At 71.1% G+C, this 22,809-nt stretch carries 19 protein-coding genes; 12 read left to right on the forward strand and 7 right to left on the reverse strand.

Annotated features, from left to right (window positions below):
* The first annotated feature begins 12 nt into the window (after positions 1-12).
* Positions 13-4,404: an FtsK/SpoIIIE domain-containing protein gene (locus tag ABZ848_RS10890; RefSeq protein ID WP_360828723.1), complete on the forward strand. Its 4,392-nt coding sequence runs from the start codon at positions 13-15 to the stop codon at positions 4,402-4,404.
* Between the two features lie 109 nt (positions 4,405-4,513).
* Here the strand turns inward: ABZ848_RS10890 and ABZ848_RS10895 are convergent, their stop codons facing one another.
* Together ABZ848_RS10895 and ABZ848_RS10900 are read right to left on the reverse strand one after the other, a co-directional pair.
* Positions 4,514-5,152 (reverse strand): hypothetical protein, encoded by a 639-nt coding sequence (locus ABZ848_RS10895; RefSeq protein ID WP_360828726.1) that lies wholly within the window; start codon positions 5,150-5,152, stop codon positions 4,514-4,516.
* Positions 5,149-5,442: a hypothetical protein gene (locus ABZ848_RS10900; protein ID WP_360828729.1), complete on the reverse strand. Its 294-nt coding sequence runs from the start codon at positions 5,440-5,442 to the stop codon at positions 5,149-5,151. Before ABZ848_RS10900 ends, ABZ848_RS10895 begins: the two co-directional genes overlap by 4 nt.
* 109 nt (positions 5,443-5,551) lie before the next feature.
* On the opposite strand from ABZ848_RS10900, the gene ABZ848_RS10905 reads away from it, so the two are divergent.
* The 5 genes from ABZ848_RS10905 to ABZ848_RS10925 all read left to right on the forward strand — a co-directional run bounded on the left by ABZ848_RS10905 (position 5,552) and on the right by ABZ848_RS10925 (position 10,748).
* Positions 5,552-6,208, forward strand: a complete 657-nt coding sequence (locus ABZ848_RS10905) for a hypothetical protein (RefSeq protein WP_360828732.1) — start codon at positions 5,552-5,554, stop codon at positions 6,206-6,208.
* 319 nt (positions 6,209-6,527) lie between these two features.
* Positions 6,528-7,820, forward strand: a complete 1,293-nt coding sequence (locus tag ABZ848_RS10910) for an extracellular solute-binding protein (protein ID WP_360828735.1) — start codon at positions 6,528-6,530, stop codon at positions 7,818-7,820.
* Between the two features lie 9 nt (positions 7,821-7,829).
* Entirely contained in the window at positions 7,830-8,828 is a 999-nt protein-coding gene (locus ABZ848_RS10915; RefSeq protein WP_360828738.1) for a sugar ABC transporter permease, read from the forward strand.
* A 53-nt stretch (positions 8,829-8,881) separates the two neighbouring features.
* Positions 8,882-9,646, forward strand: a complete 765-nt coding sequence (locus ABZ848_RS10920; protein ID WP_360829818.1) for a carbohydrate ABC transporter permease — start codon at positions 8,882-8,884, stop codon at positions 9,644-9,646.
* A 52-nt stretch (positions 9,647-9,698) separates the two neighbouring features.
* Positions 9,699-10,748, forward strand: a complete 1,050-nt coding sequence (locus tag ABZ848_RS10925; RefSeq protein ID WP_360828741.1) for an endo-1,4-beta-xylanase — start codon at positions 9,699-9,701, stop codon at positions 10,746-10,748.
* A gap of 61 nt (positions 10,749-10,809) precedes the next feature.
* Here the strand turns inward: ABZ848_RS10925 and ABZ848_RS10930 are convergent, their stop codons facing one another.
* The 3 genes from ABZ848_RS10930 to ABZ848_RS10940 form a co-directional block, all read right to left on the reverse strand.
* Positions 10,810-11,856 (reverse strand): LacI family DNA-binding transcriptional regulator, encoded by a 1,047-nt coding sequence (locus ABZ848_RS10930; RefSeq protein WP_360828744.1) that lies wholly within the window; start codon positions 11,854-11,856, stop codon positions 10,810-10,812.
* Between the two features lie 227 nt (positions 11,857-12,083).
* Positions 12,084-12,290: a DUF5999 family protein gene (locus ABZ848_RS10935; protein WP_360828747.1), complete on the reverse strand. Its 207-nt coding sequence runs from the start codon at positions 12,288-12,290 to the stop codon at positions 12,084-12,086.
* Positions 12,291-12,688: 398 nt separating this feature from the next.
* Positions 12,689-13,273 (reverse strand): hypothetical protein, encoded by a 585-nt coding sequence (locus tag ABZ848_RS10940; RefSeq protein ID WP_360828750.1) that lies wholly within the window; start codon positions 13,271-13,273, stop codon positions 12,689-12,691.
* Positions 13,274-13,824: 551 nt separating this feature from the next.
* On the opposite strand from ABZ848_RS10940, the gene ABZ848_RS10945 reads away from it, so the two are divergent.
* The gene (locus tag ABZ848_RS10945; protein WP_360828752.1) at positions 13,825-15,342 is read left to right on the forward strand and encodes a glutamate--cysteine ligase; all 1,518 of its coding nucleotides are present in this window, start codon (positions 13,825-13,827) and stop codon (positions 15,340-15,342) included.
* Between the two features lie 15 nt (positions 15,343-15,357).
* Here the strand turns inward: ABZ848_RS10945 and ABZ848_RS10950 are convergent, their stop codons facing one another.
* Entirely contained in the window at positions 15,358-17,127 is a 1,770-nt protein-coding gene (locus ABZ848_RS10950) for a substrate-binding and VWA domain-containing protein (protein ID WP_360828755.1), read from the reverse strand.
* 185 nt (positions 17,128-17,312) lie between these two features.
* Here ABZ848_RS10950 and ABZ848_RS10955 point away from each other — a divergent pair, with 185 nt between their 5' ends.
* Positions 17,313-18,113, forward strand: coding sequence for a type II CAAX endopeptidase family protein (locus tag ABZ848_RS10955; protein ID WP_360828758.1), 801 nt, complete (start codon positions 17,313-17,315; stop codon positions 18,111-18,113).
* Here the strand turns inward: ABZ848_RS10955 and ABZ848_RS10960 are convergent.
* Positions 18,110-18,919, reverse strand: coding sequence for a PhzF family phenazine biosynthesis protein (locus ABZ848_RS10960; protein ID WP_360828761.1), 810 nt, complete (start codon positions 18,917-18,919; stop codon positions 18,110-18,112). The genes ABZ848_RS10955 and ABZ848_RS10960 overlap by 4 nt on opposite strands.
* Before the next feature lie 153 nt (positions 18,920-19,072).
* Here ABZ848_RS10960 and ABZ848_RS10965 point away from each other — a divergent pair, with 153 nt between their 5' ends.
* From ABZ848_RS10965 to ABZ848_RS10980, 4 genes are all read left to right on the forward strand, one after another.
* Positions 19,073-19,858, forward strand: a complete 786-nt coding sequence (locus tag ABZ848_RS10965; RefSeq protein ID WP_360828764.1) for a cyclase family protein — start codon at positions 19,073-19,075, stop codon at positions 19,856-19,858.
* Positions 19,855-21,495 carry a thiamine pyrophosphate-binding protein gene (locus tag ABZ848_RS10970; protein WP_360828767.1) on the forward strand — a complete coding sequence of 547 codons (1,641 nt, stop codon included), beginning with the start codon at positions 19,855-19,857 and terminating at the stop codon, positions 21,493-21,495. The genes ABZ848_RS10965 and ABZ848_RS10970 overlap by 4 nt, the downstream gene beginning before the upstream one ends.
* A gap of 19 nt (positions 21,496-21,514) precedes the next feature.
* Positions 21,515-22,000 (forward strand): GNAT family N-acetyltransferase, encoded by a 486-nt coding sequence (locus ABZ848_RS10975; protein ID WP_360829821.1) that lies wholly within the window; start codon positions 21,515-21,517, stop codon positions 21,998-22,000.
* Between the two features lie 117 nt (positions 22,001-22,117).
* The gene (locus ABZ848_RS10980) at positions 22,118-22,750 is read left to right on the forward strand and encodes a PadR family transcriptional regulator (protein ID WP_360828770.1); all 633 of its coding nucleotides are present in this window, start codon (positions 22,118-22,120) and stop codon (positions 22,748-22,750) included.
* The last annotated feature ends 59 nt before the right edge of the window (positions 22,751-22,809 follow it).

Below are 22,809 nucleotides of genomic sequence, written 5' to 3' on the forward strand. Positions count from 1 at the left end.
GGACGATGAGCAGTGCGATTGACCGTCAGCGTGCGTGACCCGCAGGTCGAGGGGGTGTCCACCACCGTCGCCGTGGAAACCGAACCGTCCGCGCAGACGGGCAGGTTCGCGGCCGAGCTGGCCCGGAGCGTCGGGTACGCGGGGGCGGCGGCGGGGGAGCCACCCCTGTACATCGGCTCGACCCCCGTCGACCCGAACACCACGCTCCAGGGCGCCGGTGTCCGGGACGGCATGGACCTCGGTCTCGGCGCTCCCCTGCCGCGGGAGCCCGAGCCCGAGGGCAGTACCGAGGTCCGGGTCGTCTCCGGGCCGGGCGCGGGAACCGTGTTCCGCCTGGTCCCGGGCGACTACGACATCGGCAACGCCACAAGCTGCCGGATCCGCCTCGCCGAGGGTGCGCCGATGCTCGCGGCCCGAGTGCGGATCCGGCTCGACGGCAGCGCCCAACTCCTCATGACCGACATGGCGTTGCTCGACGGCAAGCCCGCCGAGGACCCGTCGCCGTGGCGGGAGGGCAGCCAACTCGCCGTCGGCGACATCCTGTTGGAGCTGACCTCACGGCCCACGGCCCGCGCCCCGCTGACCCCCGCGCAGGACGGCCTCGGCCTGGAGTTCAACCGGCCCCCGAGGTTCCTGCCCCCGGCCGCGGGCGCCAGGTTCCGACTGCCGACACCGCCGGTCAAGCCCGACAAGCGGCCCATCCCCCTGCTGCCGATCCTTCTCCTGCCCGCGGGCAGCGCGGCGATCGCCATCTTCGTCACCCACCGCTGGTCCTTCGTCTTCATCGCCCTGCTCTCCCCGATCGCCGCCCTGGTCACCCAGTTCGGCGGCCGTAAGCAGGCGATGCTCAAGTACCTGGAGAAGAAGGAGGAGTACGACGGGACGCTCGCGCGGGTGCGCGCCGACATCGAAGCGGCCGTACTCGAAGAACAGCACAACCTGCGCCTGTCCCTGCCCGATCCGGCCACGCTGCTCCAGATGGCGGTCCAGCCCTCGGAGCGGCTGTGGGAACGCCGTTGGCAGGACCCCGACTTCCTCACCGTGCGCGTCGGCACCACCGACCTGCCCTCGTCCGTGAGCGTCGACGACCCCGAGCAGGACGAGCACCGGCGCTCCACCGTGCCGTGGCTGAACCAGGTGCCGGTCGCCGTGCCGCTGCGCCGCGCCGGGGTCGCGGGCATCGCGGGCCCGGGCGCGACCCGGCTCGCCGGCTGGCTGACCGCCCAGGCCGCCGCCCTGCACAGCCCCACCGACCTGCGGATCGTCGTGCTGGCCGGACCGGACGGCGAACGCGACTGGTCGTGGACCCGCTGGCTGCCCCACGCCCAGGCCCAGGGCGAGGACGCCTACGCCCTGATCGGCAGCACCGCCGAGTCCCTGGCCCGCCGCATCGGCGAACTCGGCCAGCTCGTCGCCGCCCGCATCGCCGCAGGACCCGACCTGGTCCGCGGCGGCGTGAACGGCTACCCCGACGTCCTGGTCGTCCTCGAACAGGCCCGCCGCGCCCGCTCGTTGCCCGGCGTGATCGCCCTGCTGCGCGACGGCCCGTCCGTCGGCGTCCACACCCTCTGCATCGACCGCGAGGAGCGGCTGCTGCCCGAGGAGTGCGGAGCCGTCGTCGTCACCGGCGCCGACGCCACCACGGCCAAGGTCCGCACCGGCTCCGCCGCCGCCCTGGAGAACGTCCGCGGCGACTCCCCGGAGCCCGACTGGTACGAGCACTTCGCCCGCGCCCTGGCCCCGCTGCGCGGCGTCGGCGACAGCGACGAGAGCGCCCTGCCCGGTGCCGTACGCCTCTTGGACCTGCTGCACATCGAACCGCCCACCGCCGAGGCCGTGGTGGCCGGCTGGTCCCTCGGCGGCCGCAGCACCAGGGCTCTGCTCGGGGTGGGTTACGACGGTGAGTTCGCCGTCGACCTGGTGCGCGACGGTCCGCACGCGCTGATCGCCGGCACCACCGGTTCCGGCAAGTCCGAGCTGCTGCAGACCCTCGTCGCCACCCTCGCCGTGGTCAACCGGCCGGACGAGATGACCTTCGTGCTCGTCGACTACAAGGGCGGCAGCGCCTTCGCCGAGTGCGCCGACCTGCCGCACACCGTCGGCCTGGTCACCGACCTCGACACCCGCCTCGTGGAGCGGGCCCTGGTCTCCCTCGGCGCCGAACTGCGCCGCCGCGAGACGCAGTTGGCGCAGGCCGGCGCCAAGGACATCGAGGACTACCTCGACAAGCGCGCCCGCGGCGGCAACGTACTGCCTCCGCTGCCCCGACTGCTGCTGGTCATCGACGAGTTCGCCTCCATGGTGCGCGAACTGCCCGACTTCATCTCCGGGTTGGTGAACATCGCGCAGCGCGGCCGCTCGCTCGGCATCCACCTGGTCCTCGCGACCCAGCGCCCCGGCGGCGCGGTCACGCCGGACATCCGCGCCAACACCAACCTGCGCATCGCCCTGCGCACCACCGACACCAGCGAGAGCCGGGACATCATCGACGCCCCGGACTCCGGGGACATCTCCCCGGCCAACCCGGGCCGCGCGTACGCCCGTCTGGGCCCGTCGGCCCTGCTGCCCTTCCAGTCGGGCCGTGTCGGCGGCCGCCGCCCGGGCGGCGAAGTCCCGGCCGGGACCGAGGTGACCGTCCATGCGGAGCCGGTGACCTGGCAGAACCTCGGCGGACCGCTGCCGTCCGCCCGCTCCCGGGGCGGCTCCGGCGCGGCACAGACCGAGGCCGTCACCGACCTCGCCGTCCTCGCGGGCGCCGTGGCACAGGCGGCCCGGCTGGCCGACGTACCCCGTCAGCCCAGCCCCTGGCTGCCGCCGCTGCCCGCACTGCTCCCGTGGACACCGCCGCCCGCGCCCAAGCACACCGCCGAGCGCGAAGCGGCCCTGCCCGCCGTGGAGTACGGCATCGTCGACCTGCCCGCCCAGCAGACCCGCGCCCCGCTGGTCCTCGACCTCGACCGGGCCGGTCATCTGCACATCGTCGGCTCCCCGCGCAGCGGACGCTCCCAGACCCTGCGCACCCTGGCCGCGGCACTGGCCCAGGCCCACGGCGCCGACGACGTGCACCTCTACGGCATCGACTGCGGCAACGGCGCGCTCAACGCCCTGACCGCGCTGCCCCATTGCGGTGCGGTCGTCGACCGGAATCAAGTCGAGCGTCTGGGCCGCCTGTTGGACCGGCTCGGCGCCGAACTCACCGCCCGCCAGAGCATCCTGGGCGCGCGCGGCACCGCCGACCTGACCGAACTGCGCCGCAACCAGGCACCCGAGGAGCGGCTCGCGCACATCGTGCTGATGGTCGACCGGTTCGAGGTCTTCGAGCGGGAGTTCACCGCGTACGACAACGGCAGCTACCTGGAGCGCATGCTCCGCCTGCTGCGCGACGGCGCGGGCGTCGGTATCCATGTCGTGCTGGCCGGCGACCGGGTGCTCGGCAGCAGCCGCTTCTCCGGCACCACCGAGGACAAGATCGTCCTCAGGCTCAACGACAAGCAGGACTACTCCAGCGTCGGCATCCCCACCAAGTCCGCCCCGACCGACCCCGAACCGGGCCGCGGCATCCGCACCCAGGACCTCAGCGAGGCCCAGATCGCGGTGCTCGGCGAGGACCTGTCCGGCACCGCGCAGGCCGAGGTGCTGTTCACCCTGGGCCGGGAGCTGACCGAACGCGAGGCCGCCGTCCCCGCCGCCCGTCGCCCGATCCGGCTCGACGTGCTCCCCGACCGGATCACGTACGCCGACGCCCTCGCCCTGCACACCCACGGCGGGCCCATGCGGCCCCTGGTGGCCGTCGGCGGCGACACCCTCACCTCGCTGGGTCCCGACCTGGCGGACGTGCCGACCTTCGTGGTCGCCGGGCCGCCGCGCACCGGTCGCAGCACCGCCCTGCTCGTCGCGGCGGAGTCGTTGCTGGCCGCGGGGACCGGCCTGATCGTGCTCGCACCGAGGCGTTCCCCGTTGCGGCAACTGCTGGGACGGCCCGGCGTGGCCACCGTCATCACCGACCCCGAGGTCACGGCCGGCGAGTTCCGCCAGGCCCTCGGCAACGTCCCGGAAGAACACGGCGTGATCGTCGTCGACGACGCCGAACTCCTCATGGGCGCCGAGATCGACCCCGACCTCGCACTGCTCGCCCGCGGCGGAGCCGGCACCGGCTGGGGCCTCCTCGCGGCAGGCAACGCCGAGTCGCTGGCGCTGAGCCTGGCCGGCTGGATGGGCCAGGTGAAGCGCAACCGCACCGGCATGCTCCTCTCCCCGCAGGGCCTGAGCGAAGGCGAGGTGATCGGCGTCAAGCTGACCCGGGGCGTCGTCGGCCAGGCCCCGCAGCCGGGCCGGGGCCTCATGCACCTGGGCGACGGGACCCTGCGCGCCGTACAGGTGCCGCTCCCCGACGCGGGGCTCTGAGACGGGGAGGTGCGCCCCCGCTTCCCCCGCGGGAGCGCACCTCCCTCCGCACGCCGAAGGGCGGCCGGACCGTGGGGGTCCGGCCGCCCTTCGGGCTGCGTGCGGTGGATCAGGCGGCGACCGTGTCGTCCTTCGGCGGCACCTGGACACCGTCGTCCGTGACGAAGCGGAACGTGCCGGTGATGGCGTCGAACAGGTCGTAGACCTCGCTCTTCAGCGGCAGATTGGGGCTGGCGAGGGTGACGACCAGGAAGTCCTCGGTGCTGCCCGGCACCGGCATCATCGTGTGCATCGTCAGCAGCTTGACGTCGATGTCTCCGGTCAGCCGGGTCACCTCGGTGCCGGTGACCCGGGCCACCGTGCCCACGTGCGGGACCTTCGCCGACGCGATGACGCGGTCCTTGGGCGCCACTCCCGTAGCGGAGGAGACGCCGAGCCGCGCGGACAGCACCGGCAGCGTGAGCTCCTCGCCCTCGGGCGTGCTGACGGCGAACACCATGCCGTACGCCATGAAGAGGCCCTCGGTGTACATGGTCGCCGTGCCCGCGGCCAGCAGCGCCCCGTGCCGGCGGGCCGCCCGGGTCAGCTCGCGGCCCTGCCGGAACATGTCGTTGATCCGCGCCTTCTCGCGCGGGTCGTCGGTCGTGGCGAGCGCCTGGGCGCGGGTCCTGGCCAGCTCCTCGCCGCTCAGGTCGACCTGCTGCCACTGGTCCGGGATGTCCAGCAGAAATCGTTGTGCCGTGCTCACTTGCCGCCTCCGTCGTCGAGGTTCGCCACCGCGTCCTGGTCGGTCTTCTCGAAGGAGTCGAGGATGTTGCCGATGGCGTCGCGGATGCCCTGCACCTGCTTCTGCAGCTGGTGCTTGCCGTCCTCCCACTTGTTCTCGAAGTTCTGGGCGGAGCCGTGGGAGAGCTCGGGCCCGAACGCGGCATCGAAGTCGAACGTGTGGTGTCCGATGTCGATGTTGTCGTGCACGAAGGCCAGCATGTTCCTGGCCTCCTCGAGCTCGCTCCCGGGGATGTTGACGTCCGACGCCACTGCGGGCCCCCGTTTCTGTTCGCTGAGGATTCGCCTCTGCGGGGAACACGAGGCCGCGGGCCCGAAACGTTCAGTGAACCCTCCCCGGCCTCCGTCTCGTGTGTCAGGCATGACCTCGCTCTTCACCCGCCGTGCCGTCGTCGCTCCCGTGCTCGCCCTGTGCGGTGTGCTGAGCCTGTCGGCCTGCGGCAAGACGATCTCCATCGGCGACAGTTCGGGCCCGGCCTCCTCGGCCCCCGCGTCGTCCGCCGCGGCCTCGCCCTCGGCCACGGCGTCAGCCCCCGCCCAGGGCGCGGGCAACTCGGCGCTCCAGGTGGTGGACTCCACCGCGCAGGACAACGGCCTCAACGGCACCGGCGGGACCGTGGTCGGAGCGGCTGTGCAGGAGACGCCGCCCAAGTGGGTGCAGCTTTCCGCGGTCACCTCGGCGCCGCTGAACGCGCCCCACCTCATCAACATCAACCAGGCCGCGCTCTACCGCTTCGACGCCGACACGGCCGGCTCCGGCCAGTCGGCCTGCAACGGCGCCTGCGCCGTGAAGTGGCCCCCGGTGACGGTCCAGGAGGGCGGCAACGTCTACCTGGCGGGCGTGGACCCCAAGCAGGTCGGCGCCTTCCGCCGGCAGGACGGCCAGGTCCAGATCACCGTCGGCGGCTGGCCCCTCTACCGCTTCTCCGGCGACAGCAAGCCGGGTGACCTCAACGGTCAGGGACTGGACGGCAAGTGGTTCGCGGCCGGACCGAAGGGAGACAAGGTGACGCAGTAGCGGTCACCGCCCTCGTCGACGGCGGCGCCCCTCAGGGGGTGCCGCCGTTTTTCATCGCGCGTGATGCTTCCCTGTTGCCGGAACCGTTCCGCAAAGTTCGCCGATCATGCCGAATGTTTCGGTCGCCACCTCATCCGCATCGCCGCAACGCTCGGCGCCGGTGCACAAGTTGCCCGCAGATTCACTGCGTACAAGGGGTTGCCACCGTTTGGGAGCTGTCTCTAGGGTGCGGCAACAACGCATCTTTCTGGATCACTTCCGAAACTTTCGGTCCCAGCGGACGGTCGTGGACGCGCCGTCCCTATCCAAGGAGCGCAATATGGGCGACCGGGCACTGTCCCGCCGCGGCTTCCTGGCGGCCTCCGCCGCGGCCGGTCTGGGCATGACGGCACTGAGCGGCTGCGGTGGCGACTCGGACGGGGGGTCGTCCGACGGGACGACCACGATCGAGTGGTGGAACATCTCCACCACCGAGCCCGCGAAGACCGTCTGGGCCGGGCTTGCCAAGAAGTTCGAGGCGCAGAACCCCAAGGTGAAGATAAAGATCACCCAGCTGGAGAACGACGCCTACAAGACGAAGATGACCTCGCTGACCGCCTCCGGGAAGCTGCCCGACATCTTCCACACCTGGGGCGGGGGCGTCCTCCAGCAGCAGGTCGACGCCGGGCTCGTCGAGGACCTCACCGACAAGACCAAGCCGTGGGCCGACGGCCTGCTGTCGGTCGCCAAGCAGGCGTACATCCTCGACGACAAGACGTACGGCATCCCCTTCGACATCGGCATGATCGGGTTCTGGTACAACAAGGCGCTCTTCAAACAGGCCGGCATCACCGAGCCACCGACCACCTGGAGCGGCTTCCTCGACACGGTCAAGAAGCTGAAGGCGAAGAAGATCACGCCGATCGCGCTGGCGGGCAAGGAGAAGTGGCCCGAGATGTACTACTGGGCCTACCTGGCGATGCGCACGGCGGGCCTCGACACCCTCAAGAAGGCCAACGACAGCAAGGACTTCACCGACCCCGGGCTCGTCCAGGCCGGACAGCACCTCAAGGAACTGGTCCAACTCCAGCCGTTCCAGAAGGGGTTCCTCGGCGCCGCCTACTCCACGCCGACCGGACAGGCCGCCACCATGGGCAACGGCAAGGCCGCCATGGAGCTGATGGGCCAGTGGGCCCCGTCCGTCGAGGCCGACTCCGGCAAGGGCCTCGGCGCGAACCTCGGCTTCTTCCCCTTCCCGGCCGTCGAGGGCGGAAAGGGCGCCATCACCGAGGTGTTCGGCGGCGGCGGCGGACACGCCCTGCGCAAGGGCGCCCCGGAGGCGGCCGTCGACTTCCTGAAGTTCTTCGCCTCCGAGGCCACCGACCTCGAACTCGTCAAGAAGACCGGCACCCTGCCGATCCTGCCCGCCGCCGAGAAGGGCCTCTCCGACCCCAACACCAAGGCCGTACAGGCCCAGTTGAACGCCGCCACCGGCTTCCAGCTCTACCTCGACCAGGCCTACGCGCCCGCCGTCGGCCAGGAGGTCAACGACAGCGTCTCCGCGCTGATCGCCGGCTCCAAGTCCCCCGAGCAGGTCACGCAGTCGATCACCAAGACCGCGAAGGAAGCGTAGTAGCCGGCGATGACCTCCACTTTCCTCCCGGACAAGCGGACCGGCCCCGACGTCGCCCTCTCCTCCCCGACGGCGACGTCGGCCCGGCGGCGCGCCCGCCGCCGGCTGGCGCACTGGCTCACCGCGGTCGGCTTCCAGGTGCCCGCCCTGGTGCTGTTCATCGGCCTGGTGCTGCTGCCGATGCTGTTCGCGCTGTACGCCGCGTTCTTCCGCTGGGGCGGCTTCGGCATGCCCTCCGACTACGTCGGCGGCGACAACTTCACCCGCCTCTTCCAGGACGACGTCTTCCTCGGCGACCTGTGGCGCTGCGGAGTCCTGATCGTCCTCTCGCTCGCCCTGCAACTGCCGTTCGCGCTCGCCCTGGCCGTCGCCCTCAACCAGCGCATCCGCGGCCGGGCCGTCTACCGCATGCTGTTCTTCGCGCCGTACGTCCTGTCCGAGGCCATCACCGGCGTCCTCTTCAGCATGATCTTCGCCCCCGACGACGGACTCGCCGACCACATCCTCGGCAGCATCGGCCTCGACGGGCTCGGCGGCGAATGGTTCGCCGACCCCTCCTACGTCATGGCGACCCTCTTCCTCGTCATGACCTGGAAGTACTTCGGCTTCCACATGATGCTCTACCTGGCCGGACTCCAGTCCATCCCGGCCGAGTTGACCGAGGCGGCCCTCATCGACGGCGCCGGCCCCTGGCAGCGCTTCCGCAACGTCACCCTGCCGCTGCTCGCGCCCACCCTGCGCATCAGCGTCTTCCTCTCCGTCATCGGGGCGATCCAGCTCTTCGACCTGGTGTGGGTGATCACCCAGGGCGGTCCCGACCACCACTCCGAGACGATGGCCGTGACGATGTTCCAGTACGGCTTCAAGCGCTACCAGGTCGGCTACGCCAGCGCGATCAGCGTGGTCATGTTCGGCATCTGCCTCGTCTTCGCCCTCGCCTACCAGCGGTTCGTGCTCCGCCGCGACCTCGAAGGCGCCACCACGAACATGAGGGGAGACGGCAAGTGAAGACCGTACGCAATCTGCCGCTGCACGTGGTCCTCGTCCTGGTCGGCGCGGTGATGGTCGTACCCCTGCTGTACGCCGTGCTGTCCGGCTTCAAGTCCACCGACGAGCTCTCCCGCAACCCCTTCGGACTGCCCGAGCACTGGCTGACCGGCAACTACACGGACATCCTCGGCTCCGACGACTTCTGGCGGCTGCTCGGCAACAGCACCCTGATCGCGGTCGGTACGACCGTGCTGGTGGTCGCGGTGTCGGCGCTCGCGGCCTTCTCCTTCGCGCGGTTCGCCTTCCGCGGCCGGGAGGTGCTGTTCACCTTCTTCACGATGGGGCTGATGTTCCCCTTCGCGGTGGCCGCCCTGCCGCTCTTCCTGCTGCTGCGCTACCTCGACCTGCTGGACAACCCGCTGGGCGTGATCCTCCCGCAGGCCGCCTTCGGGCTGCCGATGACGATCATCATCCTGCGGGGCTTCTTCCGGCAGATCCCGGGGGAACTGGAGGAGGCCGCCACCCTCGACGGATGCAGCGCCTTCGGCTTCTTCTGGCGGGTGCTGCTGCCCATGGCCCGGCCCGCGCTCGGCACGGTCTCCGTGCTCGCCGTCGTCACCAGCTGGAACAACTTCATGCTGCCGCTGCTGGTGTTCACCGACGCCAAGTGGTGGACCCTGCCGATCGGCGTGCAGCAGTTCCAGGGCCAGTACTCGGCGGAGTACGCCCGCGTCTTCGCCTACCTGGTCCTGGCGATGGTCCCCGCCCTCGCCTTCTACTCGGTCGCCGAGCGCCAGCTCGTCGGCGGCCTCACCGCCGGCGCGACGAAGGGATGACCCGCGCCCGCGGACGTACGGCCCCGCACCCCACCCCGTGAGGAGTCGCACCATGCCCAAGAACCGTCTCAGACTCGTCGGCGCCCTCGCCGCCGCCCTGGTCGCCGCCGGCCTCACCACCGGCACCCCGGCCCAGGCCCACGAACGGCCCGCCACCCTCGCCGACCTCGCCCAGCGCCACGGCCGCTACTTCGGCAGCGCCACCGACAACCCCGAACTCACCGACACCGCCTACACGGCCCTGCTCGGCAGCGAGTTCGACATGATCACGCCCGGCAACGGCATGAAGTGGTACGCCACCGAGCCCCAGCAGGGCGTCTTCGACTGGACGAACGGCGACCAGATCGTCGACCTGGCCCGCGAGAACCACCAGAAGGTCCGCGCCCACACCCTGGTCTGGCACAGCCAGCTGCCGGGCTGGCTCACCGACCGCGAGTGGACCGCCGACGAGCTGAGGGCCGTACTGAAGAAGCACATCCAGACGGAGGTACGGCACTACCGCGGCAAGGTCTACTCCTGGGACGTCGTCAACGAGGCCTTCAACGAGGACGGCACCTACCGCGAGACCATCTGGTACAAGACCCTCGGCCCCGGCTACATCGCCGACGCCCTGCGCTGGGCCCACCAGGCCGACCCGCACGCGAAGCTCTACCTCAACGACTACAACATCGAGGCGGTCGGCCCGAAGAGCGACGCGTACTACGCCCTCGCCCAGCAGCTCAAGGCCCAGCACGTGCCGCTCGACGGCATCGGCCTCCAGGCCCATCTGGCCCTGCAGTACGGCTATCCGACCACCCTGGAGGACAACCTCCGCCGCTTCTCGAAGCTCGGCCTCGACACCGCGCTCACCGAGGTCGACGTACGGATGATCCTGCCGGCGACCGAGGAGAAGCTGGCGCAACAGGCCGACTGGTACCGGGACCTGACCGCCGCGTGTCTCGCGGTGCGGCGGTGTGTGGGCATCACGGTGTGGGATTACACAGATCGCTATTCGTGGATCCCTGCTTTCTTCCCCGGTCAGGGCGCCGCGCTCCCGTGGGACGAGCAACTCCAGCCGAAACCGGCGTACTTCGCGATCAGGGAGGCGCTGGGCGGCAAGTAGGGGGTTTCCCGAACGCCCCGGCGGTGCAGTGGGGAGCACCGCCGGGGTCCGGCACCCCCGGTCAGGGTGCCGGGGGTGCCGTGCTCGACCGCACCACCAACTCCGTGCCCAGCTCCACGCGAGGCGAGTCGGGCTGCTCGTCGCGGGCCAGCCGCAGAACCGTGCGGACCGCCAACTTGCCCATGTCGGCGAGCGGTTGGCGGACCGTGGTGAGCGGCGGCGCCGACCAGCGGACTTCCGGGAGGTCGTCGAAGCCGACCATGCTCATGTCCTCCGGCACTCTGAGGCCGCGCCGCCGCAGCGCCTCGATCGCGCCCAGGGCCATCTGGTCGCTGGCCGCGAACAGGGCGGTCGGCGGCTCGGGCAGGTCCAGCAGGGCGTTGCAGCCGGTGAAGCCGGACTCGGGACGGAAGTCGCCGGGGACGACGAGGGTTCCGTCGAGGGCGATGCCGGCGCCCTCCAGGGCCGCGCGGTAGCCGTCGAGGCGGGCGCGGGAGCACAGCAGCCGGGGCGGGCCCGCGATCAGGCCGATCCTGCGGTGGCCCAGGGACAGCAGGTGCTGGGTGGCGGCCATGCCCCCCGACCAGTTGGCGGCGCCGATCGTGGGGACCTCCAGCGTGGGCGAGCCCGCCGGGTCGACGACCACCAGGGGGACGCCGAGCGCCCGCAACTCCTCGTGCAGCAGCGGCTCCAGGGCCGAGGTGACCAGGATGACCCCGTCGGAGGCGCGGGCCCTGAGGTTGCGCATCCACTCGCGGGCGTCGCCCGAGCGGCCGTGGATCGCGGAGACGACCGTGCCGACGCCCGATGCGTGCGCGACCTCCTCCACGCCCCTGATGATCTCCACCGCCCAGGGGCTGTCGAGGTCGTTGAAGACCAGGTCGAGCAGGGCGGCACGGGTGGCGGAGGAGCCCGCGCGCTTGCGGTAGCCGTACCTCAGCAGCAGGTCCTCGACGCGGGCGCGGGTGCGCGGCGACACGTCGGAGCGGCCGTTGACGACCCGGGAGACGGTCGGCACCGAGACGCCGGCCTGCCGGGCGATCTCCGTGATCGTGACCCGGCCCCGTGTCTCGGACGCCTCCTCGGCACCGGCCCCGTCTGCTGCCATGTCCCCCACCTCCGTGGACGCCTGCGGCGAACGTGGGCGCCTGCGGCGAAACTTCCAGAAGTCTTCCGGAAAACCGGCGCTCATGGGAAGTGCGAACCTCATTACGCACGGGTAACTACGGGGAGTGACCGACCCCCGACATGCGTCGGGGCCGGCTCGCGGTTCGTGTCCGCGACCGGCCCCTGAAAATCCACCGGACGGCTCGGCGGCGCCGCCCGGCCGCCGCCTCAGGCGGCGGTCATCACCTTGTTCGCGCCCAGCGGGCGGTGCGGGGCGATGATCTTGCCGTCGGGCAGGAGCTCACCGGTGTCCTCGAAGAGCAGAACGCCGTTGCACAGCAGGCTCCATCCCTGCTCCGGGTGGTGCACCACGAGTCGGGCGCACTCCCGGTCGGCGGAGTCTGCTGACGGGCACGGTGGCTGGTGCTGGCACATTGGTGGGATCTTTCGCTCTGTCGTGATGTGTGGGATGGCTGTCGTGTCTGCTTTGCGGCTTGAAGCGCTGTCCATGGCCGCCCCCCGTTGTGATAAGTCGGTCCAGTCCCAGTGTTGCCCCACGGACGTCAATCCGCAGGCATTTTGCGGCACCACTTCTTCACAGGTTGATGACGCATCACCCGGCTGGGCGGTTCATTCCAACTGCACTGTCACTTCGGGTGGTTCGCGGTGGCCGGATAGGGCTAGTCCTTCCTGGTCAGGGACGGTTTTCGGCTCGTACGAGCAGTCATTTGCTCGTACGAGCAGATGAGTCGGGAAAGGTGCCGGGAAAAGCGTCGTACCCCGCCACCCGGAAATTCGGGAGCGGGGTACGAAGGGCCTCGCGGAGGTGGGGTTCAGGCGGGCTGGCTCAGCAGGGGTGCGGCAGTCACCCGATGGGTCAGCACCGGGAGGAGTTCGGCGACCCGGTGCGGGCGATGGGCCGCGATACCGGGCGGGGCAGGGGCCAGCGGGACCAGCAGATCGGTGGCGGCGGGGTGGCCGCTCGCCCCGTCCGCCGTGCTGTCGCCGTGCAGCCACAGCGTGAGCATGTACAGGCTGGGTACCGAGAGCAGGCGTGGCTGGTAGGTCTGGGGCATCGTCTCCGCCTGGCGCAGGGCGCGCTCGGTGGAGGTGATGTAGGGGCCCTCGAAGAAGTGTGAGAAGGCCCAGCCGTCGGGGGTCAGCCGGGTCTCGGCCGCGGCCACGGCGCGGTCGCCGCAGTGGATCAGGAAGCGCCACCCGGCCAGCCGGGTGGCGGACATGCCCGCGGGCGTGAGGTCGTCCAGCACATGGACGGGCAGCGGGAGTTCGGGGGTGGCGGGTGCCTGGGAACGCAGCAGGGCGGGTGTTCGGGCCTCGCGGACCGCGGTGGGCGAGGCGAGTGCGGTGAGAACGGTGCGCAGGGCAGGTGCGGGTGCCGGGGGGACATGCAGCGGCATGGTGGGTCGCCTCTCATTCGACAGGCACGGTGGCGCGAGGGCGGGGGCGGACGGCGCTGTCTGCTCACGCGGTCAGAGAGGCGGGGCCGGGGTCTGGGAACGAGGGATATGGGTGAGGCCTGCCGCACGTCACCTCGACGGCAGGTTCCACGACCGCGGGCGCCAACCCTCTGCCTTGTTCGCGGAGTTTATACGACATGTGTTCAGACGGTGTTTCGTCTAGCCGTTTGCGGTGCACCCGGCAAGGGTGTATCCGGTCGGCGATACGTGGGAATCATCCCGATTCCCCTCGGCGCCGCTGCGGTGACCTCGGGAAATGCCCGGGGCGCGGTCGGCCAATTCTCGTCGGCATTTTTCACGAGGTCTTCTTCGGCCCGAAACAACGCACCGTTTCATGCCTCGTGAATGTGCCTCCGGTCACATCCCATCAGAGTAGCGGTCGACGGGCCCGCGCGGGGACGTTACCGATCGCCGCGGCTGGGCATCATCCCACGTGACCCGACACCGGCGGCCGGGATCTTCCCGCCGCCCGATCGAGGAGGGACGCTTCGATGGGGGAGAAGGTCGTGGCAGGCCGGTTCGATCTGTCCGATCGGCAGCTCTACCGCGACAAGCTGCGCAGGTGCCTTGCGGGGCTGGAGCGGCTCCTGGCCGAGAAGCGGTTCGACCGCCCCAAGAACCTCATGGGGCTGGAGATCGAATTGAATCTCACCGGCGCCGACGGCATGCCGAGAATGCTCAATGCCGAGGTCCTCGAACGCATCGCGAGCCGAGATTTCCAAACAGAACTCGCCATGTTCAATCTGGAAGTCAACATAGCCCCACACCGATTGGGCGGGCGGGTATTCGACCGGCTCGGGGAGGAACTCCGCACCTCTCTGGCATATGCCGACCGTAAAGCGGGCGAGGTCGACGCGGGAATCGTGATGATCGGAATTCTGCCGACCCTCGACCGCGACGACCTCGTTTCCTCCAATCTCTCCGCCGTCGACCGCTACGCGCTGCTCAACGAACAGATCGTGGCCGCGCGCGGCGAGGACTTCGTCCTCGACATCGACGGCGTCGAGCACCTCACCTGCACCTCGAAGTCGATAGCGCCGGAGGCCGCCTGCACCTCCGTACAACTGCACCTCCAGGTCACCCCGGCCCGCTTCGCCGACGTGTGGAACGCCGCGCAGGCCGTCACGGCCGCGCAGATCGCCGTGGGCGCCAACTCCCCGTTCCTGTTCGGCCGTGAGCTATGGCGCGAGTCCCGGCCCCCGCTCTTCCTGCAGTCCACCGACACCCGCCCACCCGAACTCCAGGCCCAGGGCGTACGGCCGCGCACCTGGTTCGGGGAACGCTGGATCTCCTCCGCGTACGAGCTGTTCGAGGAGAACCTGCGCTTCTTCCCCGCCGTGCTGCCGATCTGCGACGAGGAGGACCCGCTCGACGTCCTCGACGCGGGCGGCGTCCCCACACTCGCCGAACTCGTCCTGCACAACGGCACGGTGTACCGCTGGAACCGCCCGGTCTACGGCATCGCCGACGGCGTCCCGCACCTGCGCGTCGAGAACCGCGTGCTGCCCGCGGGCCCCACCGTCACCGACGTCATCGCCAATACGGCCTTCTACTACGGCCTGGTCCGCGCCCTCGCCGAGGAGTCGCGGCCGGTGTGGACCCGGCTGTCCTTCGAGGCGGCGGAGGCCAACTTCGACGCCGCGTGCCGGGACGGCATCGACGCCCGCCTCCAGTGGCCGCGCCGTGGACGGTACGGCGGCACCGCCGAGGTCGACGCGGTGAGCCTCGTACGCGACGAACTGCTGCCATTGGCCGAGGCCGGCCTGGACGCGTGGGGGGTGGAGCGGGCCGACCGGGACTTCTACCTCGGGGTGATCGAGGAGCGCTGCCGGCGCCGGGTCAACGGCGCGTCCTGGCAGGCGGCGACCTTCCACCGGGCCCTGGAGGCGGGGCTGTCGAGGGATGCCGCGCTGGCGGCCACCACCCGCAGGTACCGCGATCTGATGCATCAGGGGGAGCCGGTGCACACCTGGCCCGTGGGGTTGCCCGAGCCGGTGCCGCTGGGGTGACGCGATCAGGCGGGCTCAGTCCTGGCTGTTGCCCTGGGCCCCCGCCGCCACGATCGCCTTCAGCATCACCGCCTGGATCTGGGACGGGTTGCTGACCGACTGGCCGGAGCCGCCGGTGGCCTGGGCGATCTCCTCGGCCTCCTGCTGGTCGGCGTCGGGACCCACGGCGATGATGATCAGCGGGACCGGACGCTCGGGGTTGGTGAGCTTCTGCAGTTCGCTGATCAGTTTGGAGCGGCTGATGCTGCCCGGGTCCTGGTTGACGCCGTCGGTCAGGATGACCAGGGCGTTGAACTTGCCCTTCACATAAGAGGCGGTGGCCTCCCGGTAGGCGGCGAGCGTGGTGTCGTACAGGCCGGTCGCGCCGTTCGGCACCGGCTCCAGGCCGGTGAACGCCGCCGACAGCTTGTCCCGTACGGTGCTGCCGTCCTTCTGGTCGCCGAGTCGCTCGGTCGGCACCAGGACGCGGTAGTCCTTGTCACCGTCCAGCTTGGTGGAGAACTCCCACAGCCCGATCTCGTCCTCGGGCGTGAAGGTGGCGAGCGCCTGCAGCAGCGAGGCCTTGGTGACGTCCATCCGCGACTGGCCCGACTTCGACACGGGCTCCGCCATGGACCCGGAGGCGTCCACGACCGTGGTGATCCGGGCGCTCTGCACGGTGATCGTCCAGGTGCCGAGCGCCTCCTGGAGCGAGGAGTCCGAGGCGGCCTGCGGCGCGGGTTCGTCGTACGGCTGCGGGCTCTCGCCGCCGGCCTCGGCCACCACTGTCTCCGGCGCGCTGTCGTCGGAGGTGCGGAAACCGTACTTCTGCAGGAGCTTCAACTGCTCCGTCTGGCGCAGGTAGTTCATGAACCGCAGCGCGGCCCGGCTCTCGTCGGTCGACAGCTGGTCGACCATCACGTACGGGTAGTCCAGTACGGGCGAGCCGTCCTTCGGATAGAACATGTCGAGCCCGTTGCCCCCGTCCGCCGAGGCGTTGTAGGCGTACGCCGCCTGCTCGGTGAGGATGAGCGCCTGGTTGCGCTTCGGATTGCCCAGCTCGGTGCCCGAGGAGTCGCGCGGCAGCGTGTCCACGACCTGGCTGTCGCTGTCCGAGGTGCGCTGCGACAGCGTCTTCATCATGGCCGCGGCCTGGGTCTCCCCGCCCTTCAGCCCGGCGGCGGCGGTCATCAACTGCGTCAGCGCGAGCAGCCCGGTGGCGCTGCGCGCGGGGTCGGCGGCGCCCAGCTTCAGCGAGTCGTTCTGCATGGCGGCGCCGGCCAGCTCGATCCAGCTGTACGTCTTCCTCGGCCACCCGAGCGACTTCGCCGCCGTCGGCACCATCGCCACGCCGACCGGCGTAGAGGCGACCTGACCCGCGGGGGTCACGTCGGTCGCGGCGCTGTTCGCGGTGATCCGGTCGACCCACAGCTGCGAGTCCGGCACCCACACCTGCGCGTCCGGCTTCTTGCCCGCGGTCAGTTCGTCCGCGACCTTGTACGAGTCGCGCGCGGTCACCGTGACCGCGACACAGCGGCCGTCCGAGGTGACGCCGCTGTCCCGGGCCCGCTTCGCCGCCGCCGTGAGGGCGGGCTCGATGTCCGGCGAGGCGGCGAGCCGGAGCCGCACCGGGTCGTCCTTGCACGACGAGCCGAACGAGAGCAGACCGCCCTTGACGGCACCCGCGGTGCCGCCGGCGACGGTGAGAACGAGAACCGTCGCGATCGCCACCGTCCGGCGGCGCGCGCGTGGACGGGGGTCGCTGCCGCCCGCCCCATACTGATCGGGCAAGCTGTGACGTCCCATGACGGTGGTGCCCCTCCCTGTTGAACCTCGTGCCGAATGGCGGCCGTACGACAGGCAAAGGGGAGACACGCCCCGTACGGCGTCCGTCCCCCCAGACGGCCAAGCGCACGATCTTCGTAAGTTCTTTCGAGACCCTAGCGGGGCGGCGATGGGGATGAGGCGCGAATACTCAACTGGAGGCAGGAGTGCAGGCAGAGGCGGGCCCGGTGGCCGATTCTTTTCCGCCGGAGCGGCCCTCGCGACGCATTTTCCGTGACGAGACCCTGCTCGTTCTGGGGCTTTCGCTCGGTGCGAGCGGAGTGTCCGCCCTGATCAGCTTTGTCGGATCGGTCACGAAACCGGGCGGCCTCAAGGACCAGGCGGCGACGCTCAACGCGTCCGCCGCGCCGGGCCGTCCCTGGCTCGATCTCGCCTGGCAGCTGTTCGGGATCGCGAGTGCCCTGGTGCCCGTCGCGCTGGTCGCGCACCTGCTGCTGCGGGAGGGCGAGAGCCTGCGCACGATCGGCTTCGACCGCACCTGGCCCTGGCCCGACCTCGGCCGCGGCGCGGGGATCGCGGCGGTGATCGGCAGCGCCGGAATCGCCTTCTACCTGGCCGCACGCGGCCTCGGCTTCAACCTCACCGTGGTGCCGGAGGCGCTGCCCGACGTGTGGTGGAAGTACCCGGTGCTGATCCTGTCCGCGATGCAGAACGCGATCCTCGAAGAGGTCATCGTCGTCGGCTATCTGCTGCGCCGCCTCGGCCAGTTGGGCTGGACCCCGGGGACCGCCCTGGTGGCCAGTTCCGTACTGCGCGGTAGCTACCACCTCTACCAGGGCATCGGCGGCTTCGTCGGCAACATGGTGATGGGCGTGGTGTTCGTCTACCTGTACCGGCGCTGGGGCCGGGTCGGTCCCCTCGTGGTGGCGCATTCCCTGCTCGACATCGGAGCCTTCGTCGGCTACGCGCTGCTGGCCGGGAAAGTGGGCTGGCTGCCCACCGCCTAGGCCAGCAGTTCGCCCTCGATCACGGTGACCGCGCGCCCGCTCAGCAGCGTTCGGTCGCCACGCAGTTCGGTGCGGACGCGGCCGGAGCGCGGCGAGGCCTGCAGACCGGTGAGGACGGGACTGCCCAGGCGCTCCGCCCAGAACGGCGCCAGCGCGGTGTGGGCGCTGCCGGTGACCGGGTCCTCGTCGATGCCGACGTTCGGGAAGAAGCAGCGGGAGACGAAGTCGTAGCCGCGGGACGGGTCCTCGGCGGGGGCGGTGGCGATGATGCCGCGCTCGGAGTAGGCGGCGAGCGCCTTGTGGTCCGGGGTGAGGGCGTGGACGGTCTTCTCGTCGGCGAGTTCGAGCAGCAGGTCGCCGACGTTCGGGCCGGTGTCGAAGGCGGAGCGCGGCTCGGCGCCCAGCGCCCCGGCGACCCCGGCCGGCACCTCGACCGCCGTCAGCGGTGCGGTCGGGAAGTCCAGCGTGATCGACCCGTCCTCCTGGGGCGTCGCCACGAGCACCCCGCTGCGACTGGCGAACCGGACCGCGCCCTTGTGCGCACCGGTCGTGTGCAGGACATGGGCCGTGGCGAGCGTCGCGTGCCCGCACATGTTGACCTCGGCCGCGGGCGTGAACCAGCGCAGCGCCCAGTCGGCCTCCCCGCCCCCGGGCAGCGGGTGCGCGAACGCCGTCTCCGCGTGGTTCACCTCCAGCGCGATCTTCTGCAACCGGTCGTCGTCCGGGAAGGCGTCGAGAAGCAGCACGCCGGCCGGGTTGCCGGCGAAGGGACGGTCGGTGAAGGCGTCGACGATTCGGATTCGCATGAGGGAGACGCTAGGCCGCGGTGGCTTCCCCGACCAAGGCCAATTCCCGGTTCCTGGACTGATTTCCGGGCCGTGCGCCTCGGCGCGGCGGCCGCCGGCTGACACCCTGTACAGGCAGGCGCCGACAGTCCAGCTCCGCCCCAGGAGGCCGTCATGTCCCAGCCGTCCGTGCTCGCCGCCCTGTTGTCCGGGCTGCGCAGCGGCTCCATCGAGGTCGTCGACCTCACCCAGCCCCTCTCCTCGACGACACCGGTGATCCAGCTGCCGCCCCCGTTCGGCCAGACCCAGGCCTTCGAACTGGAGGAGATCAGCCGGTACGACGACCGGGGCCCGGCCTGGTACTGGAACAACTTCCGCAGCGGCGAGCACACCGGCACCCACTTCGACGCCCCGGTCCACTGGGTCACCGGCAAGGACCTCGCCGATGTGGCCTCGGTGCCCGCGAGCCGGCTCATCGCCCCGGCGGCCGTACTGGACTTCTCCGAGCAGGCCGCCAAGGACCCCGACTTCCTCGTCGAGGTGGACCACATCAAGGCCTGGGAGGCGGAGCACGGCCCGCTGCCCGACGGGGGCTGGCTGCTGCTGCGCACCGGCTGGGACGCCCGCTCGGGCTCGCAGGAGGAGTTCCTCAACGCCGACGAGAACGGCCCGCACACGCCCGGCCTGTCACCGGAGTGCGCCCGCTGGGTCGCCGAGGAGTCCCCGGTGCTGGGCCTCGGCACCGAGACGGTCGGCACCGACGCGGGCCGCGCCCACTCCTTCGACCCGGCGTTCCCCTGCCACTCCTACCTCCTGGGCGCCGACAAGTACGGCCTGACCCAGCTGCAGAACCTCGCCGCCCTGCCCCCGACCGGCGCCGTCGTCCTCGCGGGACCGCTGCCCATCGTCACCGGCTCCGGCGCCCCCGCGCGCGTGCTCGCCCTGGTGGAGCGGTCGTGAAGGTCGCCGAAGCCGTCGGACGGGCGCTCACCGCGGCCGGGGTCGACCACGTCTTCGGCGTCGTCGGCTCGGGCAACTTCCACCTCACCAACGCCATGGTGGCCGCCGGCGCCCGCTTCGTCGCCGCCCGGCACGAGGGCGGCGCGGCGACCATGGCCGACGCGTACGCCCGCACGAGCGGCGCGGTCGCCGCGGTCAGCGTCCACCAGGGGCCCGGCCTCACCAACGCCCTGACCGGCGTCACCGAGGCCGCCAAGAGCCGTACGCCCCTCCTCGTCCTGGCCGCCGAGGCGACCGCGCAGAACTCCAACTTCCGTATCGACCAGGCGATGCTGGCGCACTCCGTCGGCGCGGTGACCGCCCGCGTGACGACCGCCCACGACGCCGTCGAACAGGCCCGCGCGGCCCTCCAGCGGGCCCGCCACGACCGCCGCACGGTCCTCCTGAACCTCCCGCTGGAGGTGCAGTCCCTGGAGGTGCCGGACGGCGCGCTGCTGGACGCCCTGCCCATGCCCGCCAGGGAGCCGGTCGAGCCTTCGGATGCCGCGGTGGCGGATCTGGTACGAGTCCTGGAGACCGCCCGGCGCCCGGTCTTCGTCGCCGGCCGGGGCGCCCGTACGCCCGCCGCCCGCGACGCCCTCCTGACCCTCGCCGACCGCTACGGCGCCCTCCTCGCCACGTCGGCGGTCGCCCGCGGCCTCTTCCACGAAAGCCCCTGGTCCCTGGACGTCTCCGGCGGCTTCGCGTCACCCCTCGCGACCGAACTCCTCCAGGGCGCCGACCTGATCGTCGGCTGGGGCTGCGCCCTGAACATGTGGACCATGCGGCACGGCAGCCTGATCGGCCCCGACGCGACCGTCGTACAGGTGGACGACGACCCGCACGCACTCGGCGCCCACCGCGCCATCGACCTGGGCGTGACCGGGGATGTGGAACGGACGGCACTGCGGGCGCTGGAGGCGGGCGGCGAGGGCCGCCAGGGATACCGGACGCCCGAGCTCGCCGCCGGCCTCGCCGCGCGCGGGCGCTGGCGCGATGTGCCGTACGAGGACGAAGGCACCCGGGAGCGCATCGACCCGCGCACGCTCAGCATCGCGCTGGACGACATCCTCCCGGCCGAGCGGGTCGTCGCCGTCGACTCGGGGAACTTCATGGGGTATCCCAGCGCGTACCTTTCGGTGCCGGACGAGAACGGGTTCTGCTTCACGCAGGCCTTCCAGTCGATCGGCCTGGGGCTCGCCACGGCGATCGGCGCGGCGCTCGCCCGGCCGGACCGGCTGCCGGTCGCCACGCTCGGCGACGGCGGCGCCCTGATGAGCGCGGTGGAGCTGGACACCGTGCGCCGCCTGGGCCTGCCCATGGTGGTCGTGGTCTACAACGACGAGGCCTATGGTGCCGAGGTCCACCACTTCGGCCCCGACGGCTTCCCGCTGGACACCGTCACCTTCCCGGAGACGGACATCGCGGCGGTGGCCCGCGGCTACGGCTTCGAGGCGGTGACCGTCCGCACCCCGGCCGACCTCAAGTCGGTGGCCGACTGGGTGGGCGGCCCCCGCTCGGCCCCGCTCCTGGTGGACGCCAAGGTGACCCGGGACCACGGCTCCTGGTGGCTGGAGGAGGCGTTCCGTGGCCACTGACGCCAGGGTGTACGCCCCGATGCCGCTCCACCTCGAAACCGCTCGGCTGATCCTGCGCGAGTGGGACGACTCCGACGTCGCCGAGCATCGCGCGCTCGTCGGCGAGCGGGGCGGCGGCCTGCTCTCCGTCGAGGACAACCGGCGGATCATGGAGCGCCAGTTCGCCCGGCAACGGGAGACCGGGCTCGCCCTGCTCGCCGTCCACCGCCGTGACGAGGGCGACTTCATCGGCTACTGCGGCCTCACCGTCGGCCGGGCCTCCCTCGACGAACCCGAGATCGCGTACGAGCTGTTCCGGCGGGCCCACGGCCGCGGTTACGCGACGGAGGCGGCGGCCGCGGTCCTCGACGCCGCCACCGCGACCGGCCGCGAGCGGCTCTGGTCGTCGGTACGCCCCTGGAACACGCCGTCCTTCCGCGTCCTCGAGAAGCTCGGCTTCGAACGGGACCACACCACGGCGGAGGAGAGCGGCGAACTGGTCTGGCTGACCCGCTCCCTGCCCTAGGAAACCGGGCTCCACCTGGGCATCTGCCCGAGCTGAAGCCAGGGGCTTGCCATCCGAACACTTCCGATATATCGTTGACGCATCGCGACAGATCAACGATTGAATGGAGTGATTGCGATGCGTTCCCATGGATTCGAGCGTGGACACAGTGGACCCGGCCGTCGTGGTCGGGGTGATTTCGAGGGCGTGCGCGGTGCCTTCGGGCCCTTTGGGCCGGGCGGCGGTCCGGGTGGCCCTGGCTTCGGCTTCGGCGGACCGGGCTTCGGTCCGGGCCCCTGGGGCCCGCGAGGACGCGGCGGACCGAGGGGGAGGGCGCGGCGCGGTGATGTCCGGGCCTCCATCCTCGCCCTGCTGAAGGACCGTCCGATGCACGGTTACGAGATGATCCAGGAGATCGCCGAGCGCAGCGGCGGGGCGTGGAAGCCCAGCCCCGGCTCGGTGTACCCCACCCTCCAGCTGCTGGAGGACGAGGGCCTGATCGCCAGTGAGTCCGAGGGCGGCAAGAAGCTGTTCTCGCTCACCGACTCCGGCCGCACCGCGGCCGACGCGGGCCCGGACGCGCCCTGGGAGGAAGCCTCCCGCGGTATCGACTTCGAGGCGCTCGGTGAGATCCGCCAGGCCGGCTTCGGTCTGATGGAGGCATTCGGCCAGGTCTGGAAGACCGGCAGCAAGGAGCAGCGCGAGAAGGCGCTGGCCGTCATCAACGAAGCCCGCAAGAAGCTGTACCTGATCCTCGCCGACGAGGACTGACAAGGGCCGGCGGCCTCCCCGCCGTACGAAGAAGGCGCCCCGCGGATCACTCCGCGGGG

Origin of the sequence: Streptomyces sp. NPDC047081 (assembly GCF_040643775.1) — a bacterium.
Lineage (GTDB): Bacteria > Actinomycetota > Actinomycetes > Streptomycetales > Streptomycetaceae > Streptomyces.